The organism is Nocardia sp. NPDC055002 (assembly GCF_053608825.1).
The window spans coordinates 205,306-227,258 of the sequence record NZ_JBSGWE010000005.1 but is presented as its reverse complement, the minus strand read 5'-3'; the positions used below and the strand labels follow the sequence as shown (position 1 = coordinate 227,258).

General features: G+C 68.2%; 21 protein-coding genes. 6 read left to right on the top strand and 15 right to left on the bottom strand.

What is annotated here, in order from left to right; all coding sequences use genetic code 11:
* Positions 1-124 precede the first annotated feature (124 nt).
* A complete protein-coding gene (gene aceA, locus ACWF99_RS22255; protein WP_067450000.1) occupies positions 125-1,414 on the bottom strand; it encodes an isocitrate lyase in 1,290 nt (429 codons plus the stop codon).
* Positions 1,415-1,910: 496 nt separating this feature from the next.
* Between aceA and ACWF99_RS22250 the strand changes: the two genes are divergently transcribed.
* Positions 1,911-3,053 (top strand): alpha/beta hydrolase family protein, encoded by a 1,143-nt coding sequence (locus tag ACWF99_RS22250; protein WP_452537273.1) that lies wholly within the window; start codon positions 1,911-1,913, stop codon positions 3,051-3,053.
* 77 nt (positions 3,054-3,130) lie between these two features.
* Positions 3,131-3,421 carry a hypothetical protein gene (locus ACWF99_RS22245; RefSeq protein WP_452537272.1) on the top strand — a complete coding sequence of 97 codons (291 nt, stop codon included), beginning with the start codon at positions 3,131-3,133 and terminating at the stop codon, positions 3,419-3,421.
* Between the two features lie 40 nt (positions 3,422-3,461).
* On the opposite strand, the gene puuE is transcribed toward ACWF99_RS22245, so the two are convergent.
* From puuE to ACWF99_RS22220, 5 genes are read right to left on the bottom strand one after another with little or no spacing between them, the layout of a single operon-like run.
* Positions 3,462-4,376, bottom strand: coding sequence for an allantoinase PuuE (puuE, locus tag ACWF99_RS22240; RefSeq protein WP_378655607.1), 915 nt, complete (start codon positions 4,374-4,376; stop codon positions 3,462-3,464).
* Entirely contained in the window at positions 4,373-5,350 is a 978-nt protein-coding gene (gene alc, locus ACWF99_RS22235; RefSeq protein WP_452537271.1) for an allantoicase, read from the bottom strand. Before alc ends, puuE begins: the two co-directional genes overlap by 4 nt.
* A gap of 59 nt (positions 5,351-5,409) precedes the next feature.
* The gene (locus ACWF99_RS22230; RefSeq protein ID WP_452537270.1) at positions 5,410-6,633 is read right to left on the bottom strand and encodes a DUF6986 family protein; all 1,224 of its coding nucleotides are present in this window, start codon (positions 6,631-6,633) and stop codon (positions 5,410-5,412) included.
* The gene (locus ACWF99_RS22225; RefSeq protein ID WP_452537269.1) at positions 6,630-9,821 is read right to left on the bottom strand and encodes a molybdopterin-dependent oxidoreductase; all 3,192 of its coding nucleotides are present in this window, start codon (positions 9,819-9,821) and stop codon (positions 6,630-6,632) included. The genes ACWF99_RS22230 and ACWF99_RS22225 overlap by 4 nt, the downstream gene beginning before the upstream one ends.
* A complete protein-coding gene (locus ACWF99_RS22220; RefSeq protein WP_452537268.1) occupies positions 9,818-10,765 on the bottom strand; it encodes an NADP-dependent oxidoreductase in 948 nt (315 codons plus the stop codon). The genes ACWF99_RS22225 and ACWF99_RS22220 overlap by 4 nt, the downstream gene beginning before the upstream one ends.
* A 101-nt stretch (positions 10,766-10,866) precedes the next feature.
* Here ACWF99_RS22220 and ACWF99_RS22215 point away from each other — a divergent pair, with 101 nt between their 5' ends.
* On the top strand, positions 10,867-11,265 hold the full coding sequence (locus ACWF99_RS22215) for a winged helix-turn-helix transcriptional regulator (protein WP_378633974.1): 399 nt from the start codon (positions 10,867-10,869) through the stop codon (positions 11,263-11,265).
* 2 nt (positions 11,266-11,267) lie between these two features.
* On the opposite strand, the gene ACWF99_RS22210 is transcribed toward ACWF99_RS22215, so the two are convergent.
* The 5 genes from ACWF99_RS22210 to uraD all read right to left on the bottom strand — a co-directional run bounded on the left by ACWF99_RS22210 (position 11,268) and on the right by uraD (position 15,371).
* Positions 11,268-12,119 carry an FAD binding domain-containing protein gene (locus tag ACWF99_RS22210; RefSeq protein WP_452537267.1) on the bottom strand — a complete coding sequence of 284 codons (852 nt, stop codon included), beginning with the start codon at positions 12,117-12,119 and terminating at the stop codon, positions 11,268-11,270.
* 181 nt (positions 12,120-12,300) lie between these two features.
* Complete coding sequence (locus ACWF99_RS22205; RefSeq protein ID WP_452537266.1) at positions 12,301-13,671, bottom strand: 8-oxoguanine deaminase; 1,371 nt, start codon at positions 13,669-13,671, stop codon at positions 12,301-12,303.
* A complete protein-coding gene (gene pucL, locus ACWF99_RS22200; protein ID WP_378633968.1) occupies positions 13,659-14,564 on the bottom strand; it encodes a factor-independent urate hydroxylase in 906 nt (301 codons plus the stop codon). Before pucL ends, ACWF99_RS22205 begins: the two co-directional genes overlap by 13 nt.
* A 1-nt stretch (position 14,565) precedes the next feature.
* A complete protein-coding gene (gene uraH / locus ACWF99_RS22195) occupies positions 14,566-14,883 on the bottom strand; it encodes a hydroxyisourate hydrolase (RefSeq protein WP_378633965.1) in 318 nt (105 codons plus the stop codon).
* Complete coding sequence (gene uraD / locus ACWF99_RS22190; RefSeq protein WP_452537265.1) at positions 14,880-15,371, bottom strand: 2-oxo-4-hydroxy-4-carboxy-5-ureidoimidazoline decarboxylase; 492 nt, start codon at positions 15,369-15,371, stop codon at positions 14,880-14,882. The genes uraH and uraD overlap by 4 nt, the downstream gene beginning before the upstream one ends.
* A gap of 126 nt (positions 15,372-15,497) precedes the next feature.
* On the opposite strand from uraD, the gene ACWF99_RS22185 reads away from it, so the two are divergent.
* Both ACWF99_RS22185 and ACWF99_RS22180 read left to right on the top strand, forming a co-directional pair.
* On the top strand, positions 15,498-16,094 hold the full coding sequence (locus ACWF99_RS22185; protein ID WP_452537264.1) for a nucleotidyltransferase family protein: 597 nt from the start codon (positions 15,498-15,500) through the stop codon (positions 16,092-16,094).
* 15 nt (positions 16,095-16,109) lie between these two features.
* A complete protein-coding gene (locus ACWF99_RS22180) occupies positions 16,110-17,129 on the top strand; it encodes an XdhC family protein (RefSeq protein ID WP_378633956.1) in 1,020 nt (339 codons plus the stop codon).
* 42 nt (positions 17,130-17,171) lie between these two features.
* Here the strand turns inward: ACWF99_RS22180 and ACWF99_RS22175 are convergent, their stop codons facing one another.
* The 4 genes from ACWF99_RS22175 to ACWF99_RS22160 are packed head-to-tail and all read right to left on the bottom strand — an operon-like array spanning position 17,172 to position 20,670.
* Positions 17,172-18,236: an ABC transporter substrate-binding protein gene (locus ACWF99_RS22175; RefSeq protein WP_378633953.1), complete on the bottom strand. Its 1,065-nt coding sequence runs from the start codon at positions 18,234-18,236 to the stop codon at positions 17,172-17,174.
* A 60-nt stretch (positions 18,237-18,296) separates the two neighbouring features.
* Positions 18,297-19,097: an ABC transporter permease gene (locus ACWF99_RS22170; RefSeq protein WP_452537263.1), complete on the bottom strand. Its 801-nt coding sequence runs from the start codon at positions 19,095-19,097 to the stop codon at positions 18,297-18,299.
* Positions 19,094-19,879, bottom strand: a complete 786-nt coding sequence (locus ACWF99_RS22165) for an ABC transporter permease (protein ID WP_452537262.1) — start codon at positions 19,877-19,879, stop codon at positions 19,094-19,096. The genes ACWF99_RS22170 and ACWF99_RS22165 overlap by 4 nt, the downstream gene beginning before the upstream one ends.
* The gene (locus ACWF99_RS22160; protein WP_378633946.1) at positions 19,876-20,670 is read right to left on the bottom strand and encodes an ABC transporter ATP-binding protein; all 795 of its coding nucleotides are present in this window, start codon (positions 20,668-20,670) and stop codon (positions 19,876-19,878) included. Before ACWF99_RS22160 ends, ACWF99_RS22165 begins: the two co-directional genes overlap by 4 nt.
* A gap of 245 nt (positions 20,671-20,915) precedes the next feature.
* Here ACWF99_RS22160 and ACWF99_RS22155 point away from each other — a divergent pair, with 245 nt between their 5' ends.
* Positions 20,916-21,932: an alpha/beta hydrolase gene (locus tag ACWF99_RS22155; RefSeq protein WP_378633943.1), complete on the top strand. Its 1,017-nt coding sequence runs from the start codon at positions 20,916-20,918 to the stop codon at positions 21,930-21,932.
* Positions 21,933-21,953: the final 21 nt, after the last annotated feature.

Genomic DNA, 21,953 nt, shown 5'->3' with positions numbered 1-21,953 from the left:
GGGAGGTCATAGCGACCAAAGTATAGGGATGCCCTCCCACGCCAGGGCTGTATGGCGTGGGAGGGCGTACACCCCTACCGGAGTAGAGGAAAGGTGTTGCCGGTCAAAGCAACCCCGAGGGGGATCAGTGGAACTGACCCTCTTCGGTGGAGCCCTTCAGGGCGGCGGTCGACGTGTTGGGGTCGACGGTGGTGGCGATGGTGTCGAAGTAGCCGGCACCGACCTCACGCTGGTGCTTGATGGCGGTGAAGCCACGCTCGGCAGCGGCCTTGAACTCGCGCTCCTGCAGGTCGACGAACGCGGTCATGCCCTCGCGAGCGTAGCCGTGCGCCAGGTCGAACATGCCGTAGTTGAGCGAGTGGAAGCCCGCCAGGGTGATGAACTGGAACTTGAAGCCCATCGCGCCGAGCTCACGCTGGAACTTCGCGATGGTCGCGTCGTCCAGGTGCGCCTTCCAGTTGAACGAAGGCGAGCAGTTGTAGGCCAGCAGCTGGTCCGGGAACTCGCTGCGAACCGACTCGGCGAACTTGCGCGCGACCTCGAGATCCGGGATACCGGTCTCCATCCAGATGAGGTCGGCGAAGGGGGCGTAGGCCTTGGCACGCGCGATGCAGGGCTCGATGCCGTTCTTCACACCGAAGAAGCCCTCGGCGGTACGGGTGCCGTCCAGGAACTCACGGTCGCGCTCGTCCACATCGGAGGTGATGAGGGTGGCGGCCTCGGCGTCGGTGCGGGCGATGATCACCGAAGGCACGTCGGCGACATCAGCAGCGAGCCGGGCAGACGTCAGAGTGCGGATGTGCTGCTGGGTGGGGATCAGCACCTTGCCACCGAGGTGGCCGCACTTCTTCTCCGAAGCCAGCTGGTCTTCCCAGTGCACACCGGCGGCGCCGGCCACGATCATGGCCTTCTGCAGCTCGTAGGCGTTCAGGGCGCCACCGAAGCCGGCCTCGGCGTCGGCCACGATCGGGGCCAGCCAGTTCTTGACCGACTCGTCACCCTCGACCTTGGAGATCTCGTCGGCGCGCGACAGGGCGTTGTTGATGCGACGCACGACCGCGGGAACCGAGTTCGCCGGGTACAGCGACTGGTCCGGATAGGTGTGGCCGGACAGGTTGGCGTCACCGGCGACCTGCCAACCGGACAGGTAGATGGCCTTCAGGCCGGCGCGAACCTGCTGCACGGCCTGGTTGCCGGTGAGGGCGCCCAGCGAGTTGATGTAGTCCTCGTTGTTCACGAGGTCCCACAGGATCTCCGAACCGCGACGGGCGAGGGTGTGCTCCTCGACGACGTTGCCCTGCAGCTTGGAAACCTGCTCGGCGGAGTAGGTGCGGGTCAGGCCCTTCCAACGCGGGTTGGTGTCCCAATCCTGCTGGATTTCCGCTGCGGTCTTCGGGGTGCCGGGGAGAGACATCTCTTGACTCCACTTCCTCGTGTGGTCGGTGCTCCACGCAGTCGGCGTGCGAATCAACCGGTGGCTGAACGCTTTCGGTTGCACATCTCGTACTGCTGGAGCAATTTGCAGGCTTGCTAGGACTTACTAGGGCCCAAGGGGTGTACTTCCAAACAATGGCACACCCAGAAATGGCCGTCTACCTGTTGGTTGTGTGAATCTCAGCTAGTTTTGCCGACGCGTTTGCTAACTTTGCGAAATTAGCGGGCTAATTGCAAGGACTCCGCCTACCAGCGAGTAGCGCTGACCTGGAGTTTTAGCATAACGCTCGTACTGTTAGCGATCATCAGGTGGGCACACGCCGACACTCCCGAGCCTGGCAGTCTGTGAGTCGTTTCACACACCACGCCGGACACGAATGATGTGCGTGTCGTCACTCGATTCGGTCACGACGCGGGTATCGATCCGCATCGCCCCGGAAGTGGACACTCATCCACCGAGGCGAAAGAGTGGGCCCATGAGGATTCCGAGGATCACGGCGGCAACGCTGACCGTGTTGGCGGCGGCGCTGAGCCTGGCGCCGGTGGCGAGCGCGCAACCGACCGAGGCGGCAGGCACCGTCGTCGGCGTCGAGTCACTGTCCCCCGCGGCCACCCTGCCCGGATCGGCCCGCGCCGAACGCCTGCTCTACCGCTCGACCACCGCGGGCGACCAGCCGACCACCACCAGCGCGGCCGTGTACTTCCCCGCGGGCGAAGCGCCGCAGGGCGGCTGGCCGGTGATCGCGTGGGCACACGGCACCGTCGGACTCGGCGACGACTGCGCCTACAGCGTGGCCGGGCCCGCCGCGGTCGAGCGGGACTGGGCCTACCTCGGCACCTGGTTGCAGCAGGGCTACGCGATCGTGGCCGCCGACTACGCGGGCCTCGGCGGACCCGGCGAACATCCCTATCTGAACGGCATCGCCGAAGCGCACAACGTGGTCGACGGTGTCAAGGCCGCGACCGAGCAGTACGCGTCGTTGTCGAACAAGTGGGCCGTGGTCGGCCAGTCCCAGGGCGGCGGCGCCGCGGTGTTCACCGCTCGCTACGCCACCGAATTCGGCGGCCCCGACCTGGACTACCGCGGCGCGGTGGGCACCGGCGTGCCCGCTTACATCGAGGACGTCATCGGGCTCATCGGCCCCGGCGTGCCCCCGATCGCCCTCAGCTCGCACCTCACCGCGTACGTCCTGTACATCCTCAGCGGCCTGCGCACCACCTACCCCGACCTGAACATCGACGGCCTGCTCACCGACACCGGCCGTTCCTGGCTCGCCCGCGCCCAAACCGGCTGCATCGGCCCACTGGGCGACGAGCTGGCCGCCGCGAAGCCCTCGGTCGGCAGCATGTTCGCCCGCCCACTGTCGTCGATCCCCGACGTCCACGGCCTGCTCGCGCGCTATATGGGCCTGCCCGAATCCGGCTTCGACCGCCCGCTCTTCCTGGGCCAGGGCCTGCGGGACACCGACGTGGTCACCCCCGAAACCCTCCGCTACGCCGCGGTCCTCCAGGCCAACGGCCAGCCCGTCACCTTCCACACCTATCCCACCGACCACGACGGCACCGTCAACGCCTCCCTGGTCGATTCCCTCCCCTTCGTCAGCGCGTTGTTCGCCTGACCCCGAGCACGACAACGGCCCCGCGCTACGCCGAGTAGCTTGGGGCCGTTGCGGTTTCGATACGTAGAGTCGCCGGAGTGAGAATTACTCGATCCGCCGCCCTGGCCGCTTTCGTGCTGCTGCTCGCACCGGCTTTCGCGCATGCCGACCCGCCGCCGCCGATCTTCACCCCGGAAGAGCAGTGTGACACCACGCGCACCCTGGTCGACAACGTCCGCGCCGCGAAACCGGATGCGACACCGGAGGAGATCGCGGACACGTTCGTCGACTACATGGACTCCATGGGCGCCTACAACCGCGTTCCGCAGGCCAAGGAATCCGATCGCCAGATCACGCTGAGCAATATCGAACGCTGCGGTTTGGCCTAGGCGCCGACGTCGACCCCCGTGCGGGGGTCGACGTTTCGCGTCAGTTGCCCAGGAGTCGGACGGCCGCCGGATGCACTTTGCGCCAGTGTTCGGCGATGTCGATGCGGCGGGTTATCCACACCCGGTCGTGGGATTGGACGTGGTCGAGGAAGCGTTCCAGGGCGGCGGTGCGGGCGGGACGGCCCGCGATCCGGCAGTGCAGGCCCACGGAAAGCATTTTCGGGGTGTCCTCGGCCCCTTCGCGGTAGAGGACGTCGAAGGCGTCGCGCAGGTGGGCGTAGAACTCCTCGCCGTTGGCGAAGCCCGCCGCGGAGGCGAAGCGCATGTCGTTGGTGTCGAGGGTGTAGGGAACCACCAGGTGGTTCTGGCCGCGCACCTCGGTCCAGTAGGGCAGATCGTCGGCGTAGGAGTCGGAGTCGTAGACGAAACCGCCGTGTTCGACGACCAATTCGCGGGTGTTCGGAGAGTCGCGGCCGGTGTACCAGCCGAGTGGAGCGGAGCCGGTGAGCTCGGTGAGGATGCGGATCGCCTCGGCCATATCGGCACGTTCGATATCGCGATCGATCAGCTGGTAGGACTTCCATTGCAAGCCGTGGCAGGCGATTTCGTGGCCCAGTTCGGAAAAGGCCGCCACCGCTTCGGGATTGCGCTGCATGGCTCGCGCCACCGCGAAGACGGTGAGCGGCAGGTCACGCCGTTCGAAGGCGCGCAGCACCCGCCACAACCCGGCGCGCGAACCGTATTCGTAGAGCGATTCCATGCTCATGTGCCGGTTCGGGAAGGCATCGGCGGGCGTCATCTCGGACAGGAAGGTCTCCGAATGCGGCGAACCGTCGAGGACGTTGTTCTCGCCGCCCTCTTCATAATTCAGCACGAACTGCACGGCGATCTGCGCGTCGTCGGGCCATTGCGGGTCGGGCGGATTCGGCCCGTACCCGACGAAATCACGACTCATGCGGAGAGCTCCCCGTAGAGGCGCAGCCGCGCGAGCCCGCCGTCGGGATAGATGTCGAGGCGCACCTCCACGACGGAGGCGGCCGCGGGCTGTAGCACGAACCGGTGGCGGGTATCGGGCAGCAGGTCGGTGCGCGGCAGGAGTTCGACTTCGGTCCCGTCACTGGTGAATCCGGTGAGCGATGCCGCGCCGGGGCTGTTGCCGAGGAAGCAGGAGGTGTCGATCTCGGCCAGCCGGATCGCCCCTGGTCCGGCGAGTTGGATTCGTACCCAGTCGTTTCCGTCGTCGCGGCGGCGCGCCGTCTCCCAACCGTCGCCCATTTCCCTGGCCAGGCCGGGGTAGAGCAGCTGGTTGGGCGAGCTGTAGAACCGATTGGAGCAGTCGAGCACGAGGGCGCCGTTCTCCAGCGCGGCGAGATCGAGTGGGCCGAGGCCGAGCAGCGCGGGATCGGGGCGGCCTTCGCCGTGCACGCGCAGGCGGGCGACGCCGCCGTCCGGATGCATGGTGAGTTTCACATGGGTCCAGCGGTTCTCGTCGTCGATGGCGAACGGATTGCGGCTGTCACCACCGACCTTCACGCGGTCGAGCAGGGTCACCCAGTCGGTGCGGGCGGCGATTTCCTCGGCAGGCGGGTAGCCCTCGATCGCCAGCGCCGACAGCGATACCTCGGGCGGGAAGTTGCCCTTGAACCAGGCCGTGTCGACCACGACGCCACGGATCACGCCGGGCACGCCGAGGCGCACGACGGCCGAATCGTCGCCGGGCTTGCCGCGGTGCCTGCGGGTCTCCCAGCCGTCGTAGACCTGGCCCTTGTGGCCGAATGTCGCCGGCTGGTACTCCGACGGACCCGGGCTGACCAGGTTCTCCTTCTCCGCGAAGAATTCGTCGTTCGCCCAGATCACGGAACCGCCGAGGGTGCGGACGGCCAGATCAGGGAGCAGGGTGAAATCGTCGCTGCCGGTGAATCGGCTCACGGGTGCCTCCTGGGGTCGGGTGCCATATTACTGGTATACCGCTATTCGTGGCGGTTTCGTCACGTCGCGCGCACCCGTCGAGCGGCGAGATCGAGCAGAACCTCGCCGGTCAGGCCCGGCGCGTCGGCGAGCAGTTCGGCCTCGGTGAACGCACCGGCACGCAGGCCGCGCAGCACCGTGCTCGCCAGGGCTTCGGCGGTCGCGGGCTCGTCCATGACACCCCCGCCACGCCGGTCCAGGTAGGCGATCAGGCGCGGCACCGCCACCTCGCACGCGGCGCGGAAGAAGTCGTAGGTGGCGAGCCAACGGGTGACCAGGTGACCGGGGTGCATGTCCCAGCCCTGGTAGTAGCCGCGGCGCAGGGCCCGATCGACCAGGCGGTGGTGGTTGGCCAAGGCGGCTTCGGGATCGGCGTCGGGGACGATCTGGGTGGAGCCGTCGCAGATCCACACCCCCGTCTGCGCGGCGGCGACCTGCATCACCGATTTGGCGTAGTCGGCGGCGGGATGGTCGAGGGCCTGATCGGTGGCCGCGATGCCGCAGGCGGCGGTGTAGTCGTAGGTACCGAAATGCAGTGCGCTACAGCGTCCGTCGGCCAGGTGGATCATCTTGACGATGGGCGCGGTGCCATCGGGCGCGATGATCGCCTGCGGGCTCTCGATCTGGAGCTCGAAACGCAGCGACCGTTCGGGCAGGCCGTGGCCGCGCTCGAGTCCGGTGCACAGGTCGACGATCGCCGACACCTGTTCCGCGGCGCGGATCTTGGGCACCGTGAACACGAATCCGGGCAGTGCGCCACCCGCCCCGTCGAGGACGAGTTCGAGAGTGCGCAATGCGCGCCGGCGTTCGTTCGCGGCCAGACCTTTCGTCCGAACACCGAACGAGCCCGGCGCGCCGGGCTTGTCGGCCCACGCCGCCAGCGCCTCGCCCGCCGCCTTCGCCGCCGCGTCCTCTTCGTCATCGGCCCGGAACCCGTAACCGTCTTCGAAGTCGATGCGCATGTCCTGCACCGGCCGGTCCGTGAGTTGACGGCGCACGGCCGGGAGCGAACCGGTGACATCGAGACCGACGAGGAAGTCGGCGTGGCGATGCAGCAGCTCCAAGGCGGTGGCGCCCCACTCGGCCGGCGTCTGCGCGGTGGCGCGGTCGGCCGGCACGTAGGCGGTGTGCACGGGCTGGACCCGGTCACCGGCTCCTGGGTAGCGCACGCGCAGTTCGGCGTCGACGGAGTCGAGCACCGAGTCGATGCGGGCTCGAATATGTTCGGGCAGGCGAGTATTCACCCGGCGGTTCCTTCCTTGACGGCCCGCCACACACGATCGGCGGTCATCGGTAGTCGGTAAGGGCGGACACCGACGGCGTCGCGGATCGCGTTCGCCAGGGCGGGGGCCACCGGGTTGTAGGGGGACTCACTCATCGATTTGGCACCCAGCGGGCCCAGTTCGTCACTGGTTTCGGCGAAATACACCTCGGTGCGGGGCAGATCGGCGAACTGCGGAATGTGATAGTGGCGCAGCGTCCGGGTGGTCACCACGCCGGCCTCGGATCGCATGTCCTCGTAGAGCGCGGTCCCGATCGCCTGGGCGACGCCGCCTTCCACCTGTCCACGCAGCTGCACGGGGTTCACCACCGTGCCCGCGTCGGCGACCTGGACCGACTGCAATATCCGTACCGCACCGGTCGAGGGCCGGACCGCCACCCGGAACGCGTGGACATTGAAGCTCACCGAGCGCGGGGTGCCCGCGTGGGTGCCGTGGGCGACGAGCTCGCCGTCGGCGAGCAGTCGCGCCGCGGTGATCAGTTCGTCGCCGCAGCGCACGCCGCCCGCTTCGAGCAGACAGTCGCGTTCGGGGTGACCGCTCACCTTCGCCGCCCTGGCCAGCAGCATCGCGTGCAGTTCGAGCGCCGCCGCGTAGGAGGCTTTGCCCGCGACCATGGTGCCGGTGGAGCCGAACGCGCCGGTGTCGTGGCCGACCACGTCGGTGTCGGACTGGCGGATCACGATTCGCTCGGCGGCGGTGGCCAGTGCCGTCGCCGCGAGCTGGGCATGAACGGTTGTGGTGCCGTTGCCGAATTCCGCGGTGCCGACACCGATTTCGTAGCGGCCGTCGGGCAGCAGGGTCGCCGTGGCATCGGCATGATGTCCGCGCGGGGGCACGGTCGCGATCATCGCCACCGCCATGCCCTCCCCCACCTGCCAATCCGGTCCGGGCGCGGCGACACCGTTGCCGCGAAGGAGCGCCCGCTGGGCGGTGTCGAGGCACTGGTCGAGGCCGTAACTGCCGAAAGTCAGGTCGGACTCGTCGATTTCGGCGGCGGTGAACCGGTCGCCCGGGATCACCACATTGCGGCGGCGGAATTCGAAGGGGTCGACGCCGAGCGCGCGGGCCAGTTCGTCGATCGCCGATTCGACGCCGAAGATCACCTGGCCGAGTCCGTAGCCCCGGAACGCGCCGGAGGGAACGTTGTTGGTGTACACCGCTTGTGCGTCGACCCGCTTGTTCGGGCAGCGGTAGACGGCTACCGATTCGCCGACGGAATGGAACATCACGCCCGCGCTGTGGTTGCCGTAGGCGCCCGCGTCGGCGAGGACGTCCACCGAGAGCGCGGTCAGGATGCCCGCCGCGTCAGCGGCCGCGGTGACCGCGACCCGCATCGGATGACGGCACGTGGCCGAGGTGAATTCGTCGGTGCGGGTGAACTCGTACTGCACGGGATGCCCGGTGCGGAGCACGGCCAGGGAGATCAGGTCCTCGGCCAGCATTTCCTGCTTCGCCCCGAAGCCGCCACCGACGCGAGTCGCGAACACCCGCACACGGTCTCGATCCAGCCCGAACAGGTGGCACAGTTCGTCGCGTACCAGGAACGGCACCTGGGTGCTCGAGCGAACGACGAGCCTGCCCGCGTCGTCGAGCCAGCCGATCCCACCATGGGTCTCCAGGTGCACGTGCTGCACGCGCGGCGAATTCCACACGCCGCTGACCACTTTCGCGGCCTGCGCGATACCGGCCTCGACATCACCGACACCACCGTGGATCTCGGCGATCAGATTGCGTCGCGCATCGGCGATCCGTGCCGAGTCCGGCTTGTCGGCATGCAGTAACGGCGCGCCATCGGCCATCGCTGCCTCGGGCTCGAATACCGCGGGCAGCACCTCGTATTCCACGTGCAGCGCTCGCACGCCCGCACGTGCGGCGTCCAGGGTCTCCCCCACCACCGCGGCTACCCGCTGCCCCGCGAAACGGACCGTGCTGTCGAGCACGAAGGTGTCGTCCGGATCGTCCTCGCGCAGCTCGTGACGAGCCGTGGAGAACGCGGTCCGCGGTCCATCCACATGTGTCAACACCGTGTGCACACCCGGCACCGCCCGCGCCGCGGCCACGTCGATGGAGACGATCCGCGCATGCGCGTGCGGACTGGCCAGCACAGCCAGATGCCACGGAGCCACCGGCGGCATCTGCTCCCCAGTCCCCGGCACCACGTCCATCGTGAACGCCTCCCCACCCTGGACGATCCGCGCTCCCGCCGGCGCGCCCACCCCGTCCCCGATCTGCCCCGGCCGATACTTTCGCCGCATCACCCCACCGACCCGCGCCGCCACGACCGATACGGCAGACGCCCCGACGTCCGGCCCCTGCGCCGCCGATACCGTGGTGACCTCGTCGGCCGACCGGCCGCCTGTCACGTAGGACTCGACACCGGGTCCCTCCGCGACGACCGACCCCGTCAGGTCGTCACCGGGGCGCGCGCCCTCTGATCTGGCCGCCCTCGCCGTGTCATCGAACGGTCGCTGCTTCGCGCGTTCGGTCGGGCCCTCGGTCATCGACTCGCCATCGGCCGATTCATCCGCATTCGGGTCCGTGTCAGCGCCCGTGGTGGTTGTTGTCGAGAGGTCGTCGATAATCAGCCTGCCACCGCTTGCCGCGTCTGCGTCGATCACGTTCTCCGCATCGCCACGCGACTGCCCCGCACGGGGCGCCTCGGAAGTTGTGCACAGTGATGCACAGGGTGTGGCCAGCGCATCGGCGATGGCTCGGTAACCCGTGCAGCGGCACAGGTTTCCCTTCAGCAGTTCGGCGTGTTCCGCGTCGGTGGTTGCCTGCACAGCCGAGTTGTCCACAGCTGTGCCGGGACGAGCGGCGGCCAGACCCGATGCCGTGACCACCATTCCGGCGGTGCAGAAACCACATTGGAACCCGGCGTGCTCGACGAAGCTGCGCTGCACCGGGTTCGATCCGTCCGCGTCGCCGAGTCCGGCGGCGGTCGTCACCGCGCGGTCGGCGGCGCGGTGTGCCGGGATCAGGCAGGAGTGGACGGGCTCGCCGTCGAGCAACACCGAGCAGGCGCCGCAGTCGCCGGAGTCACAGCCCTTCTTGACCGCGAGCTCGCCGTGTTCGCGGAGCAGCGTGCGCAGGCACTGGCCGGGCCGCGCGGTCACTTCGACCGCGCGGCCGTCGATATCGAGCCTCATGAACCACCTCCGTGTTCCGTGGTCAGCACGATGCGGCCGCGCAGGCCGCCTCGGGCCAGTCGGGTGTGCGCATCGGCGGCTTGCTCGAGCGGCAGGGTGGCGGCCACGCGCAGGGCGAGGTCGTAGGCGGCGAGCGTGGCGAGGGCCGCGCCGTCGGCACTGATCCAGGCGTGGTGGACGCGAATGCCGCGCAACGGAGTCGGGTCGGCGCCACCGACGACGGTGACGAACGACCCCCGGTTGCGCACTGCGGCAAGCGCTCTGGCGCTCAGGCCCGCCGTGTCCAGGACGGCATCCACACCACCGGGCACCAGCGCACGGACCGCCTCGGCCAGGTCTGGCGTCTCACGCGGCACTACCCACTCCGCACCGAGCCCGCGCACGAAGCCGGCGTCCTCGGGGCCGACCTGCGCGATCACCCTGAGCCCACGCCACCGCGCGGCGATCTCGACCGCGAAACCGCCGACCGCGCCTGCCGCGCCGGTCACCAGCACACTGTCGCCTTCGTCGAGATCGAGCAGATCGAGCGCCTGAAAGGCGGTGAGCCCGTTCAGCGGGAGCGTCGCGGCCTCCGCCGCCGAGCGGCCGACGGGAGCCGCTGCCACCGCCGACGCGTCGAGCACGAGGTAGTCCGCGTAGCTGCCCAGCGACCGGTCGAGCAGATCACGAAGCCCGATCACGGGCTGCCCCACCGCGAAACCGGGCACCCCGGCGCCGACCTCGTCGATCTCGCCCGCCACGTCCCAGCCGATCCCGGTCACCGGTCGCGGCGCCATCAGACCGGCGTCGACCAGCGCACCCGCCCTGGTCACCGCGTCGACCGGGTTCACCGCGGCCGCCGACACCCGGATCCGCACCTGACCTGGCCCCGGCGCGGGCACCGGCACCTCGACGAGTTCGAGTGCTTCCGGTCCGCCGAAGGTATGGACGACAACTGCGCGCATGATGATCTCTCTCTTCCGTAGGTACTGACCGAACCTAGGGAGAGCTACTCTCTATCGGGAAGTACGCACTGCGAAGTGCGTACCGCACGCGAGGGAGAGCGATGAGTACGCGGACCGCCGCCGAGCGCCGCGCCGAGGCGGGCGCGGCCTACAACGCCTACGTGGCCGAATGCCCGGCGCGCCAGCTGCTGGACCGGATCGGCGACAAGTGGGTGAGTCTGGCGATCAACGCGCTGGCCGACGGTTCGCTGCGCTACAGCGAACTGAACCAGCGGCTGGCGGGGGTGAGCCAGAAGATGCTCACCCAGACCCTGCGCAATCTCGAACGCGACGGCCTGGTCACCCGCACCGTGCTGCCCGAGGTGCCGGTCCGCGTCGAGTACCGGCTGACTCCGCTCGGCGAGGACCTGCTGCCGGTGATGCGCACCATCAAGGGCTGGGCCGAGCAGCACATGGATCGGGTGCTCGCCGCCCGCGCCGCCTACGACGCCACGCGCTGAACTCACGACGCCTCCCGGAGTTCGGCGGCCACCTCTGCGGCGAGCAACCCGGTCACGTGCTCACGCCAGTCCGGCGCACCGTGTGGATCGTCGAACCACACGTCGGGATCGATGTCGGCCAGCGCGTCGTTCAGCTCGGATGGCGAAGGGACGGAATCGAAGTCGAGAACGATCGGGCGAACGGTCGCCGCGGTGACGGTGATCGCGCACCGGCCGTCGGCCGCACGCCTGCCCATCACCACCGACCCGGAACGCCCGAGCGGAGCCAAGGCCACCTTGCGAAAGCTGGTGCGCGCCAGCAGGCTCGCGGTGGGAACGACGAACGAGCGCACGACCGCACCCGCTCCCAGCAGGTTCTCCCCCGGCCCGGTGACGAAGTCGCGCAGAGGGATTCGTCGCTCGCCACCGCCGCGCGGCCAGATCACCACGGTCGCGTCCAACGCGACGAGCGCGCCGAGCACCGCGCCGGCGGGCAGTGACAGACATACGTTCCCGCCGACCGTCGCTGTGCGCCAGATCTTGTGCGAGGCCAGCAGCGCCCGGCAGGACTGCGCGAACAGCGCCGTGCCCGGCCACTCCGGTCGCATGATCGAGGTGCCGAGTTCCCGGCCGGGACGGGCACCGGCGAACTCCGCCAGTGTGCAGGTCGCGGCGATCTCCAGCCCCGGTGCGGTTTCGGTCAGCGGCGCCCAGCCGAGGGTGGTGATGTCGACGAGCGTGTCGAGGTGATCGTGCGGTTCGGAGAACAGGAAAGTACCGCCCGCCAGTACCGCGCTGCCCGCTCCGATCTGCGCCAGATCGGCGCGTTCGCGGGCGAGAACAATCTCGGAAACAGTGTCCAGATCCACGTTCACCTCGCTAACCTCACCGGCCACAGTAGGGGCCGGGAGTTGCCACGATGTTGCACGAAACCCGCGCCAGATTGCGCCGCGGTTAACCCGGTGTACGCCATCCAGTGTGCGCCGATCCGGGCAAAACCGCAGATCAGCACGCCGACGCGCGCGCGGCATCAACGCACGCCCCGGCCGGGCCGCATCACGCACCGGCGAGCAGCGTCGCCTGAGCCCGGGCCACGTCGGCCCCGACCGCCGCCTCGTCCACCGTCAGTACGACATCGTCGCGGACAACCTCGCGCCCGTTCACCAGCAACGCGGCCAGCGGCGGCGCCGAGCCGAGGATCAGCGCGACGACCGGGTCCTCGATACCGGCGTGCGCGGGCATATCCAGCCGCCACAGCGCCAGATCCGCCAGCTTGCCCGGCTCGATGGACCCGATCTCGTCCGCCCGCCCGAGTACCCGCGCACCGCCCATGGTCGCCAGCTCCAGCGCCGTGCGCACTGTCATCGCCCGCGGACCGCCGACCGCCCGCGCGTACAGCAACGCGTTGCGCGGTTCCTCGATCATCGAACTGGACTCGTTGCTGGCCGCACCGTCGACCCCGAGGCCGACGGGCACACCGGCCGCCACCAGGTCGGCGGTCCGTGCGATCCCCGCACCCAACCGGCCGTTGGAGGTCGGGCAGTGCGCGATCCCGGTCCCGGTGCGAGCCATCGCCGCGATCGCCGGATCGTCGAGGTGCACGGCGTGGGCGTACCACACGTCGTCGCCGAGCCAGCCCAGCCGCTCCATGTACTCGGCGGGTGTGCACCCGAACTTCTCCTGGCAGAAGTCCTGCTCGTCGAGGGTTTCGGCGAGGTGCGTGTGCAGCCGGACGCCCGCGGAACGGGCCAGCGCCGCGGACTCGCGCATGAGATCGGCGGTCACCGAGAACGGCGAGCAGGGGGCCAGCGCTATCCGCACCATCGCGTCGAAGGACGGGTCGTGCCAGTCCTCGATGGCCGCCGCACTCGCGGCGAGGATGTCGTCGATCGACTCCACCACGGTGTCGGGCGGCAGCCCGCCCTTGCTCTGGCCGAGGTCCATCGACCCGCGCGCCGGGTGGAAGCGCAGCCCCACCTCGCCCGCCGCGCCGATCTCGGCGGCGAGCAGGTCACCGCCGCCGCGCGGGAACACGTAGTGGTGATCCGACGACGTCGTGCACCCGCTGCGCGCCAGTGAGACCAGCGCGCCGGTGGCCGCCGTCCGCACCGACTTCTCATCGATCCGCGCCCACACCGGATACAGCGTGGTCAGCCACTCGAACAGCGTGTTGTCGGCGGCCAGCCCACGGGTGATCCATTGGTACAGGTGGTGGTGGGTGTTGACCAGACCGGGCGTGAGCACGCAGCCACGCCCGTCGATCCGCGCGACCTCCGGGCCGAACTCGGGCGGCGCACCCGCGCCCACAGCGTCGATCTTGTTGCCGCGCACGGTGACCCACCCGTCGCGATACTCGGTTCCCGCCGCGTCGACGGTCACCACCGCACAGCCGTGGATCAGCAGATCGGGCGCGCTCACGGCTGCCACGCGATCCCCGCATCGGGCGCGTCCGCACGCGCCAGGGTGGCGTGGATCGAGCCGTACGGCCGGTCGGCCGCCCAGAAGACCTCACCCTTGTTCTCGATCTCGAACCGCGCGAGGTCGTAGTCGAAGTGGTGCTTGTTCGGCGCCGACAACCGGATCTCGGCCAGCACCGGAAAGCGTTCCAGCGCGGCCGTTCCCATCGCGTACAGCGTCTGCTGCAACGCCTTGGAGTACGTGGTGGCGAAGAGCTCGAGCAGCGTGGCGCGGATCCCGGCGTACACCTCGTCCCAGTCGAATCCGCTGGTCTCGGCGAACCGCCACTGGACCACCAGCGAACTGGCGAGCACGCGATCGTGGGTCGGCGCGAGTGTCGTGTACTCGTCGGTGAGGAAGTCGGCGAACTCCGATCCGGTCGACTTGAGCAGCACCAGGTCCTTGATCCCGCCGATCACCCACCGCTGCTGCTCGGCGCCCTTGCCCGCCACGGTCACCGCGGCCGTCCGCACCTCGGGGCCCTGGCGCACCCAGGTGTGATCGTGTTCGGCACCGTCGACCGAAACCCGCTGCCAGCCATAGGAGTCCACGTCGATACGCGCGCTCGACACCGGATCGACCGAGTCGGCGAAATGCTTCCCCAGCGCGATCGCGTAGTCCTCGATGGTGTCGAGACCGGGCTTCTTCGAATACACGAAGGCCATGTGCTTCTGGGTGTCGGTGGGCAGGACGTGACGCTGGTCACCATCGGTGTACGCCGCCTCGAAATCACCGCGCAGGGTGGTCGAGACGTTCACGTCGCGAATCTCGTGGCGCGCGTTCTCTTTGTAGAAACGCACAACCCGATTCTCGGCCTTGCCATATCGATTGTCGGTCAACACGATCGGACCGGACAGTGCCATCTCAGCTCCCTCGGTAGGTGGAAAAGGCGAACGGCGACAGCAGCAGCGGCACATGCAGATGCGGCTGCTCACCCACCGTGAACGCGACGCAGACTTCCGGATAGAAGGTCTCGGTGCCCTGCGCCGCGAAGTAGCTGCCGGTATCGAAGAACAGCCGGTAGTCACCCGGATTGAGTCCGGCCGCCAGCTCCTTCACCCGGCCGTCGGCGTCGGTGAGCGCCTCGGTGAGCCGCTGCTCCCCGCGCATCAGCAACACCGCGACACCCGCGGCGGGGACCCCGCGCACGGCGTCGAGCACGTGGGTACTCACGCTCGTCATGCCGTCACCAGCCCCGCCAGGCGCAGCCGGTTGATCTTCGTCAGTTCTGTTCGCATGACCTGCCTTTCAGTAGACGGATCGTTGTCCAACCGCGCGCGCAAGATCGCCAGCAACTCCTCGCCGCTGCGACCTGCCGCGCAGACCAGGTAGATATGGCCGAACTTCGCCTCGTAGGCGCGATTGCCCTCGGCCAGGGCCACGCGCACGTCCTCACCCGCCACCCCGGACTGCTCGCGCGCGGAGGCCGCCGAGGTCGGGCGATCGCCGATCCGCGGGTGACCGGCCAGTGCCTCGTCGATCTCGGCGTCGTCGAGTGCGGCCGTTCCCGCCTCGGCCGCCGCCAACAGCGCTTCGGTGGTGGCATAGGGACGCGCGGCCACGATCGCCCGCGCCCAGCGTGGCGCCGAGCAACAGGCAAGCAGTGCTTCTTCGGCAGTCTTCGCAGGTAGATCGTTGAAACCCGCGAGGCTCAGCCCTTCGCTCGTCATCGATCCAGCATCGCGCGATCCCCGGCCCGCCGCCACCGATGTGCAGTCCATCACGTCGGCGTGTCGTCGTCGGTGCGCTCCCCTGCTGTAATCGACCGGCAACATTGCGTCATTACCTTCGCTCACATGCCTCCACTCGACCGTTCCGCGCACGCCTCGTGCACGGGCATCGTCCTCGCGGCGGGTGCGGGCACGCGATACGGCAAACCCAAGGCACTCGCCGAGAACGGCGCCTGGTTGCGTTCGGCGATCACCGCCCTGCGCGACGGCGGCTGCGATCCGGTGGTCGTCCTGCTCGGCGCGACCGGACCCGATCCGGCCGCCCTCGGACTGCCCGACGGCACCCGATGCCGGTGGGTCGCCGACTGGGCGACCGGACTCTCCGCGACGGTGCGCGAGGGCCTGCGCGCCGCCACCGAAACGGACACCCGTTACGTGGCGTTTCTGCCCGTCGATATCCCCGATATCGGGGGCGATGTGGTCGCCAGAGTGCTCGCCGCGGCACGCGCGAGCAAGAGCGGACTTGCCCGTGCTGTGTTTCACAACACACCTGGACACCCCGTTGTGATCGAGAACAAGCACTGGGAAGCCATTTCCGAAGTAGCCGCAGGCGATATCGGGGCCGGTTCCTATTTGGGCGGTCGACAGGATATGGTGTGCGTCACGTGCGACGACTTGGCGACAGGGACCGATCGCGATTTCCCGGAAGTCGGCGCACGGTGATCGGAGTTGTGAGATATGCGCGATATCGTCGATGATCTTCTGCGAGTGTGGCATTCGGGCCGTACGGGCGGCCTTGCCACCGTGGTCCGTACCATCGGCACCAATTCCCTGCCCATCGGCTCTTCGATGCTCGTCACCCCCAACGGTGGCGTCTTCGGATCGATCGCCTCCGGACGGCTGGAAGAGACCGTCTACGAAGCGGCATTGGAAGCGGGTCGCACCGGCATCCGGCAACTGCGTCGCTACAGCATGCTCACCGGTCTGGAATCGAGCGCCGACGACGGAACACTCGTCGACATCTTCGTAGAACCGTTCTCCTGCCGCGATTTTCCCGAATTCCCCACTATCGCCGCCGATATCCAAGCCCATCGCCGGGTCACCGTGTTCACCGTGGTGTGGAATCAGGATCCCGATGTCATCGGCCAGCATCTGGTCACCGATCGCAAGCACGCGACCGAACTCGTCGCGCTGCCCGAGTCGGATCTGTTCGTCGCCTCGTACTGCCCGCCGCCGCGCCTGATCATCTTCGGCGCCAACGCCTATGCCGCCACCCTCGTCGCGCAGGCGCGGATGATCGGCTACCGGGTGACGATCTGTGACTCGCGTCCCGAGTTCGCCGATCCGGCCTCGTTCCCCGGCGCCGAAGTAGTCGTCGACTGGCCGCACCGCTACCTCAACACCCTCTCGGCCGCGGGCGAGGTCGACAACAGCACCGCCATCGTCGTGCTGGCCAACGAGCCGCGCTTCGAGATCCCGCTGCTCACCGTCGCGTTACGACTACCCGAGCTCGGCTACCTAGCCGCCCTCGGCACCCCTGCCGACCAGGCACGTCGCCTCGACGACCTGCGCGCGGGCGGCTTCGACGAGCCGACCCTGGCCCGCGTGCACGTACCCGCGGGCCTGGAAACGGGCCCGCGCACTCCCGCCGAGACCGCCGTCTTCATCACCGCCGACTTCCTCGCCTCCCGCGCGGGCCTTCGCCTCGCGGCTCAGCGCGACTACGGGTCGACAGCCGCTGTGGGTATGGCCATTTGATGTACCGGTCGGCGCCACGGCTTCGCGGCGCCGACCGGGTTCTTATTTCAGGCCCGGGTTCTCGGCGTACACCTCGCGCAGCACGGACAGATCGAAGAGCTGGCCGGCCTTGATGTCGATCTTGGCGGTACGCAGCGCGGCGATGTTCTGCTCGATCAGCGCGTCCGACATCGTCAGCAGGCCGTCGGTCTTGGTCGACGCCGAGACGACCAGGTCGTTTTGCGCGGTGGCCTCCGCGGTCTGCTCGGCCAGGTCGAGTTTCAGGTCCTTGCCGTAGACCTCGACGGCCAGGCGCGCGGACTCGGCGGGGTTGGCGACAGCGTCCTTCCAGCCCTTGATCTGGGCGGTCAGGAAGGCCTTGAGCTTGTCGCGCTCGTTGTCGATGGTGTGCTGGCTCACCGTCAGTGTCTCCGCGACCAGCGGCAGCCCGAAGTCGGCGAACAGGAAGTGGTCGTTGGCGAAGCCCTTGGCGGCCAGGGTGATCGGCTCGTTGGTCACATAACTCACCCAGCCGTCGACCTCGCCGTTGGCCAGCGGGGTCGGATCGAACTGCGCGGGCACGACGGTGACATCGCCGGGACTGATGCCATTGGCCGCCAGCAGGGCGCTGAAGATGAGCTGATTGGTGTCCTGCACACCGATCTTGCGGCCCTTCATCTCCGCGGGAGATGTGATCGGTTTGCCCGCCGAGCTCACGATCGCGAACGGGTTCTTCTGATAGGTCGCGCCGACGATCTTGGCGGGTAGTCCTTCCAGTACGGCGGGTGCGGTCGTCTGTGGCGCGGAAAGGCCGAGCCAGATCTTGCCGGTATCGAGACCGGCTTCCACCGACGTCGACGCCGCGCCACCCGCGACGAGATCTACCGCACCGAATCCCGCATCCTTGAAATAGCCCTTCGAATCGGCGAAATACTCACCCGCGAATTCGATGTTCTTGATCCAGGACAACTGGACAGCGACCTTGCCGAATTTCGAGCCGTCGTCGGTCGAGCCGTTCGAGGAAGTGGCCGAACTACCGCCGCAGGCGGCGAGCAGCCCGGCGCCGCCGAGCGCCGCGCCGGTCAATGCGGAAAAGCGGAGAAAGGAACGACGGTCGATACTGTTCATACGCAGAATGTAGGTTCGGTGCGTTTCGTTCTCTTTGCGGCCACGTTCCGCCGCTATTCCTTACTTTCCCGCGCTCGGGCCGAAGCGGGCGAGCACCACGTTCTCGATCACGCCGACGATCGCGTACAGCAGCACCGATACCACCGTGACCACCACGATCGACGCCCACAGCCGGTTGTACTGGAACATCGGGATGGCCCGTACCAGGCTCGCGCCCAATCCTGTTCCACTGCCGAGCCATTCACCCAGCAGGGCGCCGATCAACGCGCCGGGCACCGAGACCCTGGCCGCGGCGAACACCGACGGCAGCGCCGCGGGCACCGCGACCATCCGTAGTCGGGTCCACCGCGTGCCGCCGTAGGCCGTCACCAATTCCATTGCCTGCCGGGGCGCTTCGCGCAGGCCCGTCATGATCATCACCAGGGCGGGGAAGAACACGACGATCGCCGTCAGCACCGTCACCCCCGCCGTGCCTCGGCCGAAGATCAGCACCACGATCGGACTCAGGGCGACCAGCGGCACCGACCGCAACAGCATCGCGACCGGCATGAACGTCTGCCGCACAGCCGAATACAGCACGAACAGCGCGGCGACGCCGATCGCGCCGAGCATCCCGACGACGAACCCCGATGCCGCGTCACCGAGGGTGATCGCGAGGTCGTCGAAGATCGCCTGCCGGGCCGCAGGCGCACCCGCCGAAGTGATTAGGTAGGCCCAGACATCCGACGGCGTCTTGCCCACTCGCGGCCCGATCTGGGGGAACAGGCGAAGAAACAGCGTCCAGATGACGAGCAACAGAATCAGCGACGTCGCCAGCGGCAGCAGGAAGCGGCCGATCCGGCGCGCGACGGTGGTGGTCATCGCCCCTCCTCCACCGTTGTCCACGGCGTGATCAGGCGGGCCGCGCCCGCCACCAGCAGGTACCCGAGCCCGGCCAGCGCGGCCGCGGCGATCGCCATGCCCCAGGTGCGTGGCACGTTGTAGGCGGTCTGGGCCGCCGTGAGCGCGACCCCGATGCCGCTGTCGACGCCACCCAGATACTCACCGATGATCGCGCCGAGCACCGCCGACGGCGCGGCGATCTTCAAGGCGGCGAACGTATTCGGCAGCGCGGCGATGGCTCGCACCCGATACAGCTGTTGCCAGCGGCCACCGCCGTAGGCGCGCACCAGATCCAGGCTCGCCGGATCGGCCGAACGCAATCCGCTCACCGCGCCGACCATGGTGGTGAAGAAGCAGTACATCGCGGCCAGGAACACGGTGGGCGTGCGTCCGCCGAACACCACCAGGATGATCGGGCCCAGCGCCACCAGCGGCGTGCAGTAGCTCAGGATGGCCAGCTGGGTCGCGAGGGGTTCGATCCGCGGCACCAGCATGATCAGCGCCGCGATCCCGATCGCCAGCACGTTCCCCCAGAGGAAGCCCTGCAACGCCCCGATCGCAGTGACCTGGAAGTTGGGTCCGTAGAGGCCCCACCCGTCCGACCACATGGTCGAAAGGACCCGCCACGGTGAGGGAATCGTCCCGCCCGCGGTTCCGGCGGCGGCCAGCGCCCACCACAGGGCGATCAGCACCACCACGCCCAGCGCCCCGGCCACCCGGCCCATGTCGGCCGGGATCCGCCGGGCTGTCGCCACGCTCATGCCACCCCACCCCGCCCGAACAGCAGCTCGGACAGGTAGTCACAGAGCTTGTGGAATTCGGGCGTGCGCATCATCTCGGGTGTGCGTGGACGCGGCAGGTCGATCTCGACCAGCTCCAGCACCCGGCCCGGTCGCGGACTCATCACCGCCACCACGTCGGACAGGAACACCGCCTCGCCGATGCCGTGGGTGACCATCAGTGTGGTCGCGGGCTTCTCGGTCCAGATGCGCAGCAGTTCCAGGTTCAATCGCTGCCGGGTCATGTCGTCGAGCGCGCCGAACGGTTCGTCGAGCAGCAGCACCGACGGCTGCACGACCAGCGCTCGCGCGATCGAAACCCGCTGGCGCATACCGCCGGACAGCTGCGCGGGCTTGGCCTTCTCGAACCCCTCCAGCCCGACCAGCGCGATCAGTTCGGCGATCCGGTCCGGTTCGGCGGGCAGCCCGGCCACCTGCAACGGCAGCCGGATGTTCGATTCCACACTGCGCCACGGCAGCAACGCCGAATCCTGGAACGCGATACCGAGCTCGGCTCCACCGCGCAATTGTTCCGGGGACATGCCGTTGATCCGCGCGGTGCCCGCGCTCGGTTCGTCCAGGCCGGCCAGAATCCGCAACACCGTCGATTTGCCGCAGCCCGAAGGCCCGAGCAATGACAGGAATGCGCCGTGAGAAGTCCGCAAATCGACCGAGTCCAGCGCGTTGACAGTGTTGCGGCCCACTGTGAAGGTCTTGCTCAACCCACTGATCTCGATCCCGGTGGTCGCGCTACCGGGGATTTCCTTACCCATGCTCGTCACCATAAGAGCGCCTGGTTGCGGCGGCATTTCCGAATCACAGCTCAGATTGCGCCCCCGTAAACCGTGCTCGAGGTCACCATAAAAGTGAACCGGTAACGATTCGGTCCTGTGAGAGGACATAGAGTGTCGGAGGATCTGACAGCCCTGCAGGCGTCGAGCGCATATGCTCTCGGCGACCGGGGGAAGCACTGCGATGACGTGCCCGACAGGGCCCGTGGACTGGAACCGACTGTTCGATGAAGCTCTCTGCACTACGTACCGTGGCCGCGCTGCGCACCACCGCCGTGGCTCTGACCGCCGCATTGTCGGTGGCCGTTGTCGCCGGTGGCGCCGCGACCGCCGAGCCCGAGAAGCCCTCAGCCGTGTCGTCCATCGTCAAAGACGGACGCGTGTGGCATCTGAAGGTGTACTCGGCGGCGATGAAGAAGGACATCACGATCGACGTGCAGCGTCCCGTCGACGAGTCCAAGCCGGCCCCCAACTTCTACATGCTCAACGGCCTCGACGGCGGCGAGGGCACCGCCAGCTGGGCTGCGCAGACCCAGGCGCTCAGCTTCCTGGCCGACAAGCAGGTCAATGTGATCCAGCCGATCGGCGGCCGCGGCAGCTACTACACCGACTGGAAAGCCGAAGACCCGAAGCTGGGCCTGAACAAGTGGAGCACCTTCTTCACCCAGGAGCTGCCCCCGCTGATCGACGCCGCACTCGGCTCGACCGGTCTGAACTCGCTGGCCGGCCTGTCCACCTCCGGCACCTCGGTGCTGCAGCTGGCCGAGGCCAACCCGGGTCTGTTCAAGTCCGTCGCCGCCTACAGTGGCTGCGCGCAGATCGCCGACCCGATGGGCAAGCAGGCCGTCAAGTTCTCCGTGGAGACCTGGGCCGGTGGCAAGACCGCGAACATGTACGGCCCGGACAACGATCCCGCGTGGGTCGAGAACGACCCGGTCATCAACGCGGAGAAGCTGCGCGGCACCAACCTCTACATCTCCAGCGGTAGCGGCATGCCGACCAACGCCGATGTGGCCTACTACCTCAACGGTTCGCCCGGCCCGATGGGCGTGATCAACCTCGGTCTCGGTATCGGCATCGAAGCGGCGACCAACGCTTGCAGCCAGAACCTGAAGACCAAGCTGGACTCGCTGGGTATCCCGGCGACCTACCAGTTCACCCCGATGGGCACCCACTACTGGCCGTACTGGGAGCAGGCGCTGCACGAGTCGTGGCCGCTGCTCGCTCAGGGCATGGGTATCTGATTTCCCACTGAAAGCGGGAGG